The following is a 14,289-nucleotide window of genomic DNA, read 5'->3' as shown; positions in this document are numbered from 1 at the left end:
GGTGCGGTAGTTGATCGTTTCCGGCTTGGTGACCTCACCCACCACCTGTCCGTTGGGCAGCGTGCGCTGCCCCCACTGCATGATCCGCTCGGGGGAAGCGAGCGTGATCTTCACGTAGTCGAAGTGGTTTTCGGTGCGGAGGTTGCTGTTGGACATGGCGGGGACGCAGGGTGATCGAGAGAGACGGAGAAATCAGAGCCGGTGAATCAAGCGATCAGTCATCGTCGTAATCCGCGACACCGAGGGATTCGTAGGTGGGACGGCTGGGGGTGCTGCGGCGCGGGTTGACGTCCTGCATCAGGTCGACCTCCTCGCCGGCATCGGTGTAGACGGCGATGTCGAGACCGAGGGACTGCAGCTCCCGCATCAGCACCTTGAACGACTCCGGCGTGCCAGGCCGGGGGATGGGCTTGCCCTTGGCGATGGCGTTGAGGGCCTCGTTGCGGCCCTGCATGTCGTCGGACTTGACGGTGAGCAGTTCCTGCAGGGTGTAGGCGGCGCCGTAGGCCTCCAGGGCCCACACCTCCATCTCCCCGAGCCGCTGGCCGCCCTGCTGGGCCTTGCCGCCCAGGGGCTGCTGGGTCACCAGGGAGTAGGGGCCGGTGGAGCGGGCGTGGATCTTGTCGTCCACCAGGTGCACCAGCTTGAGGATGTGGGCGTAGCCCACGGTCACCGGCTGGTCGAAGGGTTCGCCGCTGCGGCCGTCGATCAGCTGGATCTTGCCGGGGTTGGCGGGGTTGTAGACCCAGTCCTTGCCGGGCAGCTTGGCGGCTTCCTCGAGGTAGGCCTGCACCGTCTGCTTCGACTTCTCGGGGCCGTACATCTCATCGAACGGCACCACCTTGACGCGGCAGTCGAGGTGGGAGGAGGCCCAGCCCATCAGGCACTCGAACACCTGGCCCACGTTCATGCGGCTCGGCACCCCCAGGGGGTTGAGCACGATGTCGATGGGGGTGCCGTCGGGCAGGTAGGGCATGTCCTCCCGGGGAAGGATGCGGCTGATGATGCCCTTGTTGCCGTGGCGGCCGGCCATCTTGTCGCCCACCTGGATCTTGCGGCGCTGGGCCACGTAGACCCGCACGACCATGTTCGCGCCCGGCGGCAGTTCGTCGCCCTGCTCGCGGGTGTAGATGCGCACGTCGACCACCCGGCCCCGTTCGGTGCTGGGCACCCGCAGGGAGTTGTCGCGCACGTCACGGGCCTTCTCGCCGAAGATGGCGCGCAGCAGCTTCTCTTCCGGCGGCTGATCCGACTCGCCCTTGGGGGTCACCTTGCCCACCAGGATGTCGCCGGATTCGACATAGGCGCCGATGCGGATGATGCCCATCTCGTCGAGGTGGCCCAGGCTCTCCTCGGCCACGTTCGGGATCTCCCGGGTGATCTCCTCGGGACCGAGCTTGGTCTGGCGGGCTTCGATCTCGTACTTCTCGATGTGCACCGAGGTGTACAGGTCGTCCTGGACCAGACGGTCGCTCACCAGGATGGCGTCCTCGTAGTTGTAGCCCTCCCAGGGCATGTAGGCGATCAGCACGTTCTGGCCGAGGGCGATCTCACCGCCTTCGCAGGCGGAGCCGTTGGCCAGCACCTGGCCGGCGATCACCGGATCGCCCTGGCGGACGATCGGCCGCTGGTTGAGGCAGGTGTCCTGGTTGGAGCGCTGGTACTTCTGCAGGAAGTGGGTGTGGTCGCGGCCCTGGTCGTCACGGATGACGATGGCGGTGGCATCGACGAAGGAGACGGTGCCGTTCACCTTGGTGATGGGCACCATGCCGGAGTCGCGGGCGACCTGGGTTTCCAGGCCCGTGCCCACCAGGGGCCGTTCGGGGCGCAGCAGGGGCACGGCCTGGCGCTGCATGTTCGAGCCCATCAGGGCCCGGTTGGCGTCGTCGTGCTCGAGGAAGGGGATCAGGGAGGTGGCCACCGAGATCACCTGCACCGGTGACAGCTGGACGTAGTCCACCTGCTCGGGGGGCACCTTCTCGAAGTCCTGGCGGTAGCGGACCGGCACCAGATCGACGGTGATGCGTCCGGTGGCGTCGGTCGGCACGTCACCCGGGGCCACCCGGCACTCGTCTTCGAGGTCGGCGGAGAGGTAGAGGGGATCGCCCTGCTTGAGGACGATGCCGTTCTCGACGCGCCAGAAGGGGGTTTCGATGAAGCCGTACTCGTTCACCCGGGCGTGGGTGGCGAGCGAACCGATCAGGCCGGCGTTGGGGCCTTCCGGGGTCTCGATCGGGCAGATGCGGCCGTAGTGGGAGGGGTGGATGTCGCGCACGGCGAAGCCGGCCCGCTCCCGGGTGAGACCGCCGGGGCCGAGGGCGCTGATGCGGCGCTTGTGGGTCAGCTCGGCCAGGGGGTTGGTCTGGTCCATGAACTGACTCAGCTGGCTGGAGCCGAAGAACTCCTTGACCGCCGCCACCAGGGGTTTGGGGTTGACCAGCTGGGCGGGGGTGAGGGATTCGGTCTCGCCGACGGTCATCCGTTCCTTGATGATCCGCTCCAGGCGATTGAGGCCCACGCGCACCTGGTTCTGCAGCAGCTCACCCACCGAGCGCACCCGGCGGTTGCCCAGGTGGTCGATGTCATCGAGGCAGGCGCCGCCCACATCGAGCTCCAGGTTGATCAGGTAGTCGATCGTGGAGAGGACGTCCTCGGCGGTGAGGGTGCGCACCGCATCGGGGATGGTGAGACGCAGCTTCTTGTTGATCTTGTAGCGGCCCACCCGGCCCAGGTCGTAGCGCTTGGGATCGAAGAAGCGGCTGTGGAGCAGCTGCTGGCCACCGCTCACCGAGGGCGGCTCACCGGGACGCAGCTTCTTGTAGAGCTCCAGCAGGGCCTGGTCTTCCGAGGAGATGCCCTCCTCGTTGGAGGCCTCGATCGACTTCTGGTAGTACTCCGGGTGCCGCAGCTTGTCGAGGACGTCGTTGTCGGACAGGCCGATGGCCCGCATCAGCACGTGGGCGTTGATCTTGCGGGTCTTGTCGACGCGAACGTGCAGCAGGTCGTTCTTGTCGGTCTCGAATTTGAGCCAGGCGCCCCGGTTGGGGATCAGGCTGGCGTTGAAGGTCTTGCGGCCGTTCTTGTCCTGCTCGTCCTTGAAGTAGACGCCGGGGCTGCGGACGATCTGGTTGACGATCACCCGCTCGGCGCCGTTGATGATGAAGGTGCCGCGCTCGGTCATCAGGGGAAGCTCCCCGATGAAGACCTCCTGCTCCTTGATCTCACCGGTCTCCTTGTTGACCAGGCGGCAGGTGACGTACATCTGGGAGGCGAAGGTCGCATCGCGACGCTTGGCCTCTTCCACGTCGTGGCGAGGGCGTTTCAGGCGATACTGGTCGCCGATGAAATGCAGCTCCAGCTTGCCGGTGTAGTCGGTGATCGGGGAGAAGCTGTCCAGCTCCTCGATCAGGCCCTTCTCCAGGAACCATTTGAAGCTCGCCCTCTGTACCTCCACGAGATCGGGAAGGTAAGTGACGGTCTTGGCGACCTGGATCGCGCTGCTCATGCGGTGAACCTGCAGGAACGAGGTGGTGGGGCGGACCTGGACGGGGACGGATCGGCTGGACGGGCCATGCCAACAGGCGCTCAGCCGAAACGTCCGCCCCTGGAACAGGGACGAACGATCCGGCGGGGGCGCTTACAGGGCTCGCTGCTGGTTTGCCGACTCAATTGATGCCGTCGTGGACAAAAGGAGCGCTTCCGCTTCCAGGCCAATAAGACATCATACAACCTGGAGGGGCAGCCGAAAAAGACGGGCGGCATTGGCGGTGGTCGTCGTCGCCACCTCGTGGAGCGTCTCGCCCCGGAGTTCGGCCACCCGGGCGGCCACCGAGGCCACGTAGGCGGGCTCGTTGCGCTTGCCGCGGCGGGGCACCGGCGCCAGGAAGGGGCAGTCGGTCTCGACGAGGTAGCGATCGGCCGGCACCAGCCGGGCGCATTCATGGATGGGCTCGGCCTTGGGGAAGGTGACCGTGCCGCTGAAGCTGATGAACATCCCGAGCGCGAGGAAGCCGGCCATCTCCTCGGGGGTGCCCCCCCAGCAGTGCATCACGCCGCGGGGGCAGCGGCCGTCGCGCTCGCGGCGGCGCAGTTCGTCGAGCATCGGTTCGGCCGCGTCCCGGCAGTGGATGATCACCGGCAGATCCAGGGCCACCGCCAGGTCCAGCTGGGGCCCCAGGGCCGCCAGCTGCTCGTCGAGGTTGGTGGCCTTGAACAGGTCGAGGCCCAGTTCACCGATCGCCACCACCCGGTCGTCGGCACGGGCCGCCGCTTCGAGCGTGGCGGCGGTGTCGCTGTGCCAGTGATGGGTGTCGAGGGGATGGACCCCGACGGCATAGCGCAGTTCGGGGAAGCGATCGGCCAGGGCCCGGATCGCCGGAATCTCCGCGGGCTCCACGCAGGCATGGACCAGGGCCTTGACCCCCGCCTCACGCCAGCGGCCGGCCACGTCATCGAGGTCCGGCTCGAAATTGCGGAACACGATGTGGCAGTGGCTGTCGACCAGGGGTGGGGCGCCCGGCTGGGAGCTCACGGCCATGGGGAGGGTTCAGGCGCCGGCGCTGCCAGCTGCGGTGGGCTCAAGCACCTTCTTCACCGCCACGCTCAGGCGCGACTTCTGGTTGGCGCCGGTGTTGCGGTGCACCACACCCACCTTGACCGCCTTGTCGATCTTGCTGAAGGCGGCGCTCATGCTGGACTGGACAGCGGCCTTGGCCTCCTCGCCGGGCTGCTGGCCATAGGCGCTGCAGGCGGTGAGGCAGCGCTTCATCAGGGTGCGCAGGGCGGACTTGTAGGTGCGGTTGCGCAGGCGATTGCGTTCGGCGATCTCGATGCGCTTCTTCGAAGACTTGTTATTGGCCACAGGCGTAGGGGCGCTGACTCGGCAAACGCGGATCCTACCGTGTGGGCCCCGGCCGTTTCCAGGCCCTAGTTTCAAGGCAGCCCTCCGCCTCCGGCACCGCCCCGTGGTCGCTTCCACCCCAACCGGCAGCAGCCCTGCCGGCACCACCCCCGCCCGAGCCGTCGCCCCTGCCGCCACCGGTGACGCCGATGGAGACCGGCCGGCGCTGCGGATCACCTGCCTGCGGGACAGTCAGCGGGCCGGCGAACGGCTCGAAGCGATCGCCGCCCGCACCGAGGGTGGCCGGATGCGCGAGGAGGAGGCGCGGGTCGCGGCGATCCTGGCCGAGGTGCGGGAACGCGGCGACGCGGCCCTGCTCGACTTCAGCGAACGCTTCGACGGCCTGCGGCCCGATCCCCTGCGGGTGCCCCCCGAGCGGCTGGCCCAGGCCTGGCACGACTGTCCCGAACCCCTGCGCCGGGCCCTCGACCTTGCCCACGACCGGATCCTGGAGTTCCACCGCCGCCAGATGCCGGCGGATCTGGCCGTGACCGGCCCCCATGGCGAGCGGCTGGGGCGCCGTTGGCGCCCGGTGCAGCGGGCGGGGATCTACGTCCCCGGCGGCCGGGCCTCCTACCCCAGCACGGTGCTGATGAATGCGATTCCCGCCCGGGTGGCGGGCGTGGAACGGCTGGTGATGGTCACCCCGCCCGGCGCCGGCGGCGAGCCGAACGCCACCGTTCTGGCCGCCGCCCACCGGACCGGGGTGGAGGAGGTCTACCGGGTGGGCGGCGCCCAGGCGGTCGGGGCCCTGGCCTACGGCACCGAAACGATCCCTGCGGTCGATGTGATCAGCGGCCCCGGCAACCTCTACGTGACCCTGGCCAAGAAGGCGGTCTACGGAACGGTGGGCATCGATTCCCTGGCCGGCCCCAGCGAGGTGCTGGTGATCGCCGACCACACCGCCCTGCCCGCCCAGGTGGCCGCCGACCTGATGGCCCAGGCGGAGCACGATCCCCTGGCGGCGGCGATCCTGATCACCACCAGCGAGGCGCTGGCCGCGGCCGTTCCGGCCGCCATCGAAGCCCAGCTGGAGCAGCACCCCCGGGCCGCCATCACCCTGCAGGCCCTCAACGACTGGGGCCTGATCGTGGTCTGCGACGATCTCGCCGAGGCGGCGGCCCTCAGTGACCGGTTCGCCCCGGAGCACCTCGAGCTGCTGGTGGACGATCCCGAATCCCTGGCGGATCGGATCACCCATGCCGGCGCCATCTTCCTCGGCCCCTGGTCGCCCGAGGCGGTGGGCGACTACCTGGCCGGCCCCAACCACACCCTGCCCACCTCCGGCACCGCCCGCTTCGCCGGCGCCCTCAGCGTCGAGACCTTCCTGCGCCACACCAGCCTGATCCACTTCAACCGGGCGGCCCTGGAGGCCACCGGTCCGGCGGTGGTCACCCTGGCCGAGAGCGAGGGGCTGCACAGCCACGCCGAATCGGTGCGCCAGCGGCTCGGGGCCCCGGACAGCTGAGCGAACCGCTGCTCATCCGCCTGCGGAGGGCGGGAGGTTCCAGCCGGGCAGGTCCTCCGCCGGCATCGGCCGGGCGATGGCGAATCCCTGGGCCAGTTCACAGCCCATCGCCCGCAACGCCTGCAGGTGCTCAGGCGTCTCCGCTCCTTCGGCCACGCAGGTGCGGCCGAAGGCATGGGCCAGATCCACCACCGCCTTGACGATGGCCTGATCGGCGGGGTCCACCAACATTCTGGCCACGAACGAGCGGTCGATCTTGATCGTGGAGATCGGCAGCCGCCGCAGGTAAGTGAGCGAGGAGTAGCCGGTACCGAAGTCGTCGAGGGCAAAGCTCACACCCAGGTCCTGGCAGCGGGCGATGTTCTGGGCCACCTGCTCCAGATCCTCCAGGGCGGCTGTTTCCAGCACCTCCAGTCTCAGCGCAGAGGCGGGCAGATCGGCATGGCGGGCCAGGGCCGCGCCGATCCGCTCCGCGAAGCCTGGATCGCGCAGCTCCCGGGCCGACATGTTCACGCTCACGGCCACACCCTGTCCTGCCCGCATCCAGGCGGAGCAGTGGCGCAGGGCCTGTTCCAGCACCCAGTCGCCGAGGCGGCTGATCTCCGGTTGATCCTCGATCCAGCCCAGCCAGGCCTCCGGCGACAGCAGCCCCTGCTGGGGGTGCTGCCAGCGCACAAGGGCTTCGGCAAAGCACAGCTGCCCGGTGGCCAGGTCGATCACCGGCTGCACGAACAGGCGCAGCTGCTGCCCTTCGATTGCCTGGCGCACCCGCTCCAGACGGGAGCGCTGCAGCAACTGGCGCCGTTCCAGCTCCACGTCGAAGTGGTGCATCCGCCCCGGACCGTCTCGCTTGGCCGCATACATGGCCTGGTCGGCCTGGCGCAGCAAGGTATCCGGATCGGCATCGTCGGGAGGCACCAGCCGGAAGCCGATGCTGGTGCTCAAGGCCACGCAGAGCGTCTCGCCGATGAGCGTGGGCTGGGCCACCGCGCTGAGCAGCTGTTCCCCCAGCGGCTCCAGCTCGGCCAGGCTGCTGAGGCCGGGAAGGATCACCACGAATTCGTCCCCCCCCAGCCTGCCCACCGTGTCGCCCGGTCGCAGGCAACGGCAGAGGCGCTCGGCGACGGCCACCAGCAACTGGTCTCCGACGGCATGGCCGTGGCTGTCATTGATGGGCTTGAAGTTGTCCAGATCGAGGTAGCCCACCGCCAGGTGGGTGCCGTTGCGCCTGGCCCGCTCCAGCTCCTCGCCGAGACGCTGACTCAGCAGGGAGCGATTGGGCAGGCGAGTGAGCGGATCCTCGTAGGCCAGCTGACGCAGTTGCTGGTCAATCAGACGACGTTCGAATCCCTGGGCGAAGCCGCTCACCACGATCGAGAGCACGGCCACCTCCTGCTCGCTCCAGCGGCGGCAGCCGCGGATGTGGTCAAAACCCGCGAACCCCTCCAGCTCGCCCCGCCGCACCAGGGGGAGCATCAGCACCGACTGAATGCCCAGGGAACTCAGCATCTCCCATTCGTGGCCGGCCTCGGCAGGAAGATCAGCCAGCGACTCCAGACTGATGGCCCGCCCGGCCAGCAGTTCTGCCAAAAACCAGGGGATCGACCCTTCCGACACCTGCTGGAGCAGGTGGATCTGCGGTTCCACTCCAGGCGCGCACCACTCGTGGGTGTTGCTGACATTCCCCGGATACAGGGTCCGGGAGAACACATAGGCCCGATCCACATCGAACAGGCCGCCGATGGACGCCAGGGTGCGATCGATCGTGGCGTCCAGTTCACTCGTGGGCTCGACGATGAACGCCTCTGCCGTCTCCGCCAGCAGCTGGAGCAGCGGCTTGCTGAGGTCGCCGTGGGGCACCGTTCGCCTAGCCCACAGAGGACCCCTCCATTCTGAAGGCCAGCCCCCAGGTGGCCCAGCGGAAGCGGGGCTCAGCGCCTCGCCAGGTCGCGCACCCCGGCCTCGCCGTCCACGACCTCACCCACCAGCACCTGGTCGGCGAGGTTCACGAACAGCCCGTTCTCCAGCACCCCGGGGATGTTGTTGATCGTTGCCTCCAGGGCGGCGGGATCGTCGATACCGCCGTCGAAGGCCACATCCAGCACCAGATTGCCCTGGTCGGTGACCACCGGACCGGCCTTGCGCACGGCCATGCGCAGCTCGACGCGGCTGCCCATGGCGGTGAGTTCATCCCGCACCTGGCGCCAGGCCCCGGGCAGCACTTCCACCGGCAGCAGGAAGCCCAGGTTGAGGCGTTCCACCAGCTTGGTGGCATCCACCACCACCACGAAGCGGTCGGCCCGGCGGGCCACCAGCTTCTCCTGCACGTGGCAGGCCCCACCCCCCTTGATCAGCTGGAAGGAGGGATCCACCTCATCGGCGCCGTCGATGGCCAGATCGATGCGCTGCACGGCATTCAGCGCCTGCAGGGGGATGCCCAGCTCGGCGGCCAGCACCTCCCCCTGGAAGGAGGTGGTGACCCCGACGATGCCGCTGAGTTCGCCCTGCTGCAGCTTGCGGCCAAGGGCCCGGATCATCAGGGCCGCCGTGGAGCCCGAGCCCAGCCCCACCACCATGCCGTCACGGATCTGGTCCACCGCCGCCGTGGCCACGGCCTCCTTCATGCGGTCCTGAAGATCGGACATCGGGGTCTGCCGGAAATGGCGCAGACCGTAGCAAGGGGGACTGTCCTGCCCCCCTCGGCGCCTAGCCCGCCTGGGGCAGGGCCGCCGGCCGGATCGAGAGCTGCAGCTCCCGCTGGCCGCGCACCACCTTCAGCGGCAGGGGCTGGCCCACCTGGGCCTGCTCCACCTGCTGGAGCAGGGCCGAAGGGGTGTTCACCGGCTGGTCGGCGATGGCCACCACCAGATCGCCGCGGTGCAGACCGGCCGCCTCCGCCGGACTTTCCGGCAGCACCCGCTGCACCAGGGCGCCATCCCGCTCGGGGAGCTGCAGCAGGGCATCGGGATCCCGGTTGTTGTCGCGGGCCATCCGGGCCGTGAGCGGCACCAGCTGGAGGCCGAGGTAGGGGTGAACGACGCTGCCACCCTCGCCGAGCTGGTCGGCCACCTTCTTGGCCAGATTGATGGGGATGGCGAAGCCCAGCCCGGCCCCCGGTCCGGAGCGCACCAGGGTGTTGATGCCGATCACTTCTCCGGCGGCGTTGATCAGGGGGCCACCGGAGTTGCCCGGATTGATGGCGGCGTCCGTCTGGATCAGGTCGAGGCGTTTGTCGGCGAAGCCCAGGCTGTTGATGTCCCGATGCAGGCTGCTGACGATGCCCAGGGTGACGGTGCGCTCGAGGCCGTAGGGACTGCCCAGGGCGATGGCCCAGTCGCCCACCTCCAGGGCCTCGGAATCCCCCAGGGGGGCGGCGCTCAGGGTTCCCTGGCCGGTGAGGCGCACCACCGCCAGATCGGTCACCGGATCCGTGCCCACCACGGTCCCGTCCAGCTGGCGGCCATCGGCCAGGGTGACGGTGACCCTGTCCACGCTGTCGACCACGTGGGCGTTGGTGAGCACCAGGGCGCGGCGGCTGTCGATCACCACCCCCGAGCCCTGGCCGCGTTCGCGCGTGCTGCCCGAGGGATCGCCGAACAGATCCCGCAGCAGGGGGTCCAGCAGGGCCGGATCGAACGGGGGCCGGGCCACGTTGCGCTCGGTGTCGATCCGCACCACCGCCGGCCCCACCCGCCGGGCCGCCTCGGCCACGAAGCTGTGGGGGGTCAGGACCGGGGGGGCCTCCTCGAGGGCCGCCGCCGGCAGGGGCAGGGCGGCGAACACCAGCAGCAGGGCCACCGCCATCAGGCCCCGCAGCCGCCGGATCAGGGAAGACAGGGGGAAGGGGCGTTGCATCAGCGGAGGCTAGGACCGTCGCGTGGCGCCCAGCGCAGCAACCGCTGCCCCAGGACGCCGTCCTCCCCGAGCGCCAGCCAGCGCCCGCCTGGGTCGGCCGGCCGCCCCAGGGGACAGGGCTGCACCGGTCCGAAGCTGCGCAGGGTGGACGGACAGCCCAGCAGGGGCACCGCCGGGCGCCCGGGAAACCCCGCCTGCCAGTGCTGGTGGATGTGGCCGAAGACCAGCCCCCGCAGGGCCGGCACCGGCCGCAGCAGATCCAGCAGGGCCTCCCCGTCCCGCAAACGGATGGCATCCATCTCGGCATCGCCGATCGGCACCGGGGGATGGTGCACCGCCACCACCAGGGGCCGCTCCTGATCGGCCGACCCGGCGGCCAGCCGACGCCGCGCCCAGTCCAGCTGGAGCCGACCCAGCTCGCCGGCGGTGTCGCCGCTGCGGTGGCTGTCGAGCAGCAGCAGCTGCCCGTTGCCGCAGGGGATCAGGGCCGGGGCGATCACGGCGCGACGCCCCAGGGCGGCCCGCAGCAGGGCGGGGTGGTCGTGGTTGCCCGCCAGCAGGGCCATCGGCAGCGGGACTTCCTGCAGCAGCTCGCCGAGGCGGACGTACCCGCCCAGGGTCTCGTCATCGCAGAGATCGCCGCTGATCAGCACCAGATCGGGGGCCTCGCCGTGGGTGCGGAGCTGGCCGAGGGCCTCACGAAGCCCGTGGCGGAGCAGGGCCAGCGCCGGCCGGCCATGGCAGCGGCCGTCGGGATCGGCGAGCAGATGGGGATCGCTGAGTTGAAGAATTCGCATCGGAGACGGCTCCGGCCGGCCCGGGGCGGGACCGCTCGACCTGAATCGGCTTAACTTTGCCCCCACTCCTCCCCGAGGCCATGGCCCCGATCCCCCCCGGCACGCGGCAGCGCTGCACCCTCTGCAAGGTGGAGATCCAGGGGATGGCCGGAGGCAACGACCTGGTCCACTTCAGCCAGGGGGCCCCGGGCAGCCGCGCCAAGCTCTGGGCCCGGGTGTGTCAGTACCTGCGCACGCCCGAGCAGTGCGGCCAGTGCCTCAACCAGGACCTCAGCCTGCGGGGCGAAGTCACCGCCAACGACTACTACGCCGAGGCTCCGATCCTGGAGATTCCCAGGCCACCGGAGGCCAATCCTCTAGGGTGAATCCGTGCCCGCCGGGCCTCACCCTTGTTCCGCACGGCCTTCCCCCAGACGGGAGGCAGCCTGGCGGTTGGGGGCAGTGAACACTGCAGCGCGCGGCGGACCATCCCGCCAGCGGGAGTCCTCTCCCTACGCCGCCCGTCCTTGCCCCATCCCCTCACTGACGACCTGGAGACGCTGGCTCGGCCGGTGGTCGCGGCGGCGCATCTCCAGGTGCAGTCGGTCGAGGTGCTGGCCCACCGCATCCCCCTGACGGTCGTCGTGCGGGTGCAGCGGGCCGACGGGAGCGATGTCAATCTCGATGAGTGTGCCGCCGTTAGCGGTCCCCTCGCCGAGGCCATCGAGGCCTCCGGGCTGCTGACGATGGCCTACGTCCTGGAGGTGAGCAGCCCCGGCATCGGGGAGGATCTCCACTCCGACCGGGATTTCGTCAGCTTCCGGGGCTTTCCGGTGGAGGTGATCCGCCGGGACGCTGACGGTGCAGAAGTGCGGCGAATGGGCCTCCTGCTCGGCCGCGATGCCGAGGTGGTGCAGCTCAACGAGCGCGGCCGCATCCTGCGCATCCCCCGCGACGACGTGCTGCGGGTGCGGCTCACCCAGGCGCCTCCCGATTCCTGAACCGCTCGGTTCACCCCCCGTTCCCTTTCCTGCCCCCACGCCCCCGAGTTCATGGCCCTGGTTCTGCTCCCCGGTCTCAACAACCTGATCGAGGACATCAGCGACGAGAAGAAGCTGGCTCCCCAGGTGGTGGAGGCGGCCCTGCGGGAGGCGCTGCTGAAGGGCTATGAGCGTTACCGCCGCACCCTTTATCTGGGCATCAGCGAGGACCCCTTCGAAGAGGACTACTTCAGCAACTTCGACGTCGCCCTCGATCTGGAGGAGGAGGGCTACAGGGTGCTGGCCAGCAAGATCATCGTCGAGGAGGTGGAAAGCGACGACCACCAGATCGCCATCGAGGAGGTGCGCCAGGTGGCGGAGGACGCCCAGATCGGCGACACGGTGGTGCTGGATGTGACCCCGGAGAAGGACGACTTCGGCCGCATGGCCGCATCCACCACCAAGCAGGTGCTGGCCCAGAAGCTGCGGGACCAGCAGCGCCGCATGATCCAGGAGGAATTCGCCGACCTGGAGGATCCGGTGCTCACCGCCCGGGTGATCCGGTTCGAGCGCCAGAGCGTGATCATGGCCGTCAGCAGCGGCCTGGGCCGGCCGGAGGTGGAGGCGGAGCTGCCCCGCCGTGACCAGCTGCCCAACGACAACTACCGCGCCAACGCCACCTTCAAGGTGTTCCTCAAGGAGGTCAGCGAAGTGCCCCGCCGCGGTCCCCAGCTGTTCGTCTCCCGGGCCAATGCGGGCCTGGTGGTCTATCTGTTCGAGAACGAGGTGCCCGAGATCCAGGAGGGTTCGGTGCGGATCGTCGCCGTGGCCCGTGAGGCCAATCCCCCCTCCCGCGCCGTCGGCCCCCGCACCAAGGTGGCCGTCGACAGTGTTGAGCGGGAGGTGGATCCGGTCGGGGCCTGCATCGGTGCCCGCGGCTCCCGCATCCAGCAGGTGGTGAACGAACTGCGTGGCGAGAAGATCGACGTGATCCGCTGGTCCCCGGACCCGGCCCAGTACCTGGCCAACTCCCTCAGCCCGGCGCGGGTGGAGATGGTGCGCCTGGTGGATCCCGAAGGGCACCACGCCCATGTGCTCGTACCCCACGATCAGCTGAGCCTGGCCATCGGCCGGGAGGGCCAGAACGTGCGCCTGGCGGCCCGCCTCACCGGCTGGAAGATCGACATCAAGGATGCCCAGGAGTACGACCAGGTCAGCGAAGACGAGAGGGTGGCGACGCTGATCGCCCAGCGCCAGGAGGAGGAGGCCCTGCAGGCCGAGGCCGAGGCCCGTCTGGAGGCCGAACAGGCCACCCGCGCCGAGGAGGACGCCCGCCTGCGGGAGCTTTACCCCCTGCCGGAAGACGAGGAGTCCTACGGCGAGGGTGATGGTGAGGAGGGCGGCGAGGACGTCGCCCCATCCGAAGCCGAGGCGGACGACCAGTCGGAGCCCCCCATCGACGAGGCCGTCGACGGGGCCACCGAGGAGACCCCTGGCGAGGACGTCCGGTGACGGCGCCGACCGGGCGGCCGGTGCTGCGGCGCTGCGTCTCCTGCCGCCGCCTGTGCGACCGCACCCAGCTCTGGCGTGTGGTGCGCCAGGCGGACGGGACGGTGAGCCTGGATGGGGGGATGGGCCGATCGGCCTATCTCTGCCCGCAACCGAGCTGCCTGGAGGAAGCCCGCCGCCGTCGCCGCCTCCAGCGCGGCCTGCGCTGCGCCGTCAGCGAGGCCATCCTCGCCAGCCTCGAGGCACGTCTCGAGCGATCGGCCCCGCGACCTCTGAGGCAAGATGAACCATGGTCGCCACGTGCGTGCGGCCCCGGGGTCCTTTCGGCCCCACCGTACGGAGACCTTTCTGAATGACCAGCAGCGGCAAAGTGAGAATCTACGAGCTGTCGAAGGACCTGGGCCTGGACAACAAGGACGTGCTCGATGCCGCCGAGAAGCTCTCCATTGCGGCCAAGAGCCACAGCAGCTCCATCAGTGATGACGAGGCGTCCCGGATCCGTTCCCTGATCGGTGTGACCGTCGCCACCCCGTCCCCGGCACGGCCCGAACCGCCGGCGCCCACCCCACCGGCCAAGGCGATCCTGGCGGTGAAGAAGGCCGCTCCGGCTCCGGTGAGCGCCCCCAGGCCCAGCGCTGCGTCCGCAGCTCCGGCCAACGCCGCTTCAGCCGCCGCACCCCCGGCTCCCCCCGCCAGCCGGCCCCCCGCGCCCCGCCCCGTGGCTGCGGCTCCGCCACCGGCCCCGGCCCCATCCCGCCCCGAACCCCCGGCGGCACGGCCCAGACCCGCGGGGGCCCCGGC

General features: G+C 69.7%; 12 protein-coding genes and 1 pseudogene. 6 read left to right on the top strand and 7 right to left on the bottom strand.

Annotation, left to right across the window (positions count from 1 at the left end; all coding sequences use genetic code 11):
- Positions 1-214: 214 nt before the first annotated feature.
- The 3 genes from rpoB to rpsT all read right to left on the bottom strand — a co-directional run bounded on the left by rpoB (position 215) and on the right by rpsT (position 4,861).
- Positions 215-3,505 (bottom strand): DNA-directed RNA polymerase subunit beta, encoded by a 3,291-nt coding sequence (rpoB, locus tag KUG38_RS02930; protein ID WP_216918976.1) that lies wholly within the window; start codon positions 3,503-3,505, stop codon positions 215-217.
- 216 nt (positions 3,506-3,721) lie between these two features.
- Positions 3,722-4,537 (bottom strand): TatD family hydrolase, encoded by an 816-nt coding sequence (locus KUG38_RS02925; RefSeq protein WP_216918975.1) that lies wholly within the window; start codon positions 4,535-4,537, stop codon positions 3,722-3,724.
- Between the two features lie 9 nt (positions 4,538-4,546).
- Positions 4,547-4,861, bottom strand: a complete 315-nt coding sequence (rpsT, locus tag KUG38_RS02920; RefSeq protein ID WP_216918974.1) for a 30S ribosomal protein S20 — start codon at positions 4,859-4,861, stop codon at positions 4,547-4,549.
- 211 nt (positions 4,862-5,072) lie between these two features.
- Between rpsT and hisD the strand changes: the two genes are divergently transcribed.
- Positions 5,073-6,368, top strand: coding sequence for a histidinol dehydrogenase (gene hisD, locus KUG38_RS02915; protein ID WP_353617701.1), 1,296 nt, complete (start codon positions 5,073-5,075; stop codon positions 6,366-6,368).
- A gap of 12 nt (positions 6,369-6,380) precedes the next feature.
- Here the strand turns inward: hisD and KUG38_RS02910 are convergent, their stop codons facing one another.
- The 4 genes from KUG38_RS02910 to KUG38_RS02895 form a co-directional block, all read right to left on the bottom strand.
- On the bottom strand, positions 6,381-8,228 hold the full coding sequence (locus KUG38_RS02910) for a putative bifunctional diguanylate cyclase/phosphodiesterase (protein WP_216918973.1): 1,848 nt from the start codon (positions 8,226-8,228) through the stop codon (positions 6,381-6,383).
- A gap of 71 nt (positions 8,229-8,299) precedes the next feature.
- The gene (gene rpiA, locus KUG38_RS02905; protein ID WP_216918972.1) at positions 8,300-9,013 is read right to left on the bottom strand and encodes a ribose-5-phosphate isomerase RpiA; all 714 of its coding nucleotides are present in this window, start codon (positions 9,011-9,013) and stop codon (positions 8,300-8,302) included.
- Between the two features lie 61 nt (positions 9,014-9,074).
- Complete coding sequence (locus tag KUG38_RS02900; RefSeq protein ID WP_216918971.1) at positions 9,075-10,223, bottom strand: trypsin-like peptidase domain-containing protein; 1,149 nt, start codon at positions 10,221-10,223, stop codon at positions 9,075-9,077.
- Positions 10,223-11,020, bottom strand: a complete 798-nt coding sequence (locus KUG38_RS02895; RefSeq protein ID WP_216918970.1) for a metallophosphoesterase — start codon at positions 11,018-11,020, stop codon at positions 10,223-10,225. Before KUG38_RS02895 ends, KUG38_RS02900 begins: the two co-directional genes overlap by 1 nt.
- A gap of 80 nt (positions 11,021-11,100) precedes the next feature.
- On the opposite strand from KUG38_RS02895, the gene nblD reads away from it, so the two are divergent.
- The 5 genes and pseudogenes from nblD to KUG38_RS02870 all read left to right on the top strand — a co-directional run.
- Positions 11,101-11,385: an NblD family protein gene (gene nblD / locus KUG38_RS02890; protein ID WP_094585522.1), complete on the top strand. Its 285-nt coding sequence runs from the start codon at positions 11,101-11,103 to the stop codon at positions 11,383-11,385.
- 141 nt (positions 11,386-11,526) lie between these two features.
- The gene (locus KUG38_RS02885) at positions 11,527-12,000 is read left to right on the top strand and encodes an LSm family protein (protein ID WP_216918969.1); all 474 of its coding nucleotides are present in this window, start codon (positions 11,527-11,529) and stop codon (positions 11,998-12,000) included.
- 51 nt (positions 12,001-12,051) lie between these two features.
- Entirely contained in the window at positions 12,052-13,491 is a 1,440-nt protein-coding gene (gene nusA, locus KUG38_RS02880) for a transcription termination factor NusA (protein WP_216918968.1), read from the top strand.
- Positions 13,488-13,739, top strand: a pseudogene (locus tag KUG38_RS16860) (YlxR family protein); the annotation flags it as partial. The gene nusA and the pseudogene KUG38_RS16860, both read left to right, overlap by 4 nt.
- A 101-nt stretch (positions 13,740-13,840) precedes the next feature.
- Positions 13,841-14,289: translation initiation factor IF-2 N-terminal domain-containing protein (locus KUG38_RS02870; RefSeq protein ID WP_216918967.1), on the top strand; the 449-nt coding region annotated here is incomplete at its 3' end.

It is taken from the genome of Synechococcus sp. CCAP 1479/9 (assembly GCF_019038535.1).
Lineage (GTDB): Bacteria > Cyanobacteriota > Cyanobacteriia > PCC-6307 > Cyanobiaceae > Cyanobium.
Note: the sequence above shows the minus strand (reverse complement) of the source record. Positions and strands in the feature narration are given on the sequence as shown.

What these genes read in the sequence shown, in the direction of transcription:
- rpoB (WP_216918976.1), bottom strand. Translation starts at nt 3,505, where the DNA reads ATGAGCAGCGCGATCCAGGTCGCCAAGACCGTCACTTACCTTCCCGAT.
- nblD (WP_094585522.1), top strand. Translation starts at nt 11,101, where the DNA reads ATGGCCCCGATCCCCCCCGGCACGCGGCAGCGCTGCACCCTCTGCAAG.
- KUG38_RS02895 (WP_216918970.1), bottom strand. Translation starts at nt 11,020, where the DNA reads ATGCGAATTCTTCAACTCAGCGATCCCCATCTGCTCGCCGATCCCGAC.
- rpiA (WP_216918972.1), bottom strand. Translation starts at nt 9,013, where the DNA reads ATGTCCGATCTTCAGGACCGCATGAAGGAGGCCGTGGCCACGGCGGCG.
- nusA (WP_216918968.1), top strand. Translation starts at nt 12,052, where the DNA reads ATGGCCCTGGTTCTGCTCCCCGGTCTCAACAACCTGATCGAGGACATC.
- KUG38_RS02925 (WP_216918975.1), bottom strand. Translation starts at nt 4,537, where the DNA reads ATGGCCGTGAGCTCCCAGCCGGGCGCCCCACCCCTGGTCGACAGCCAC.
- KUG38_RS02900 (WP_216918971.1), bottom strand. Translation starts at nt 10,223, where the DNA reads ATGCAACGCCCCTTCCCCCTGTCTTCCCTGATCCGGCGGCTGCGGGGC.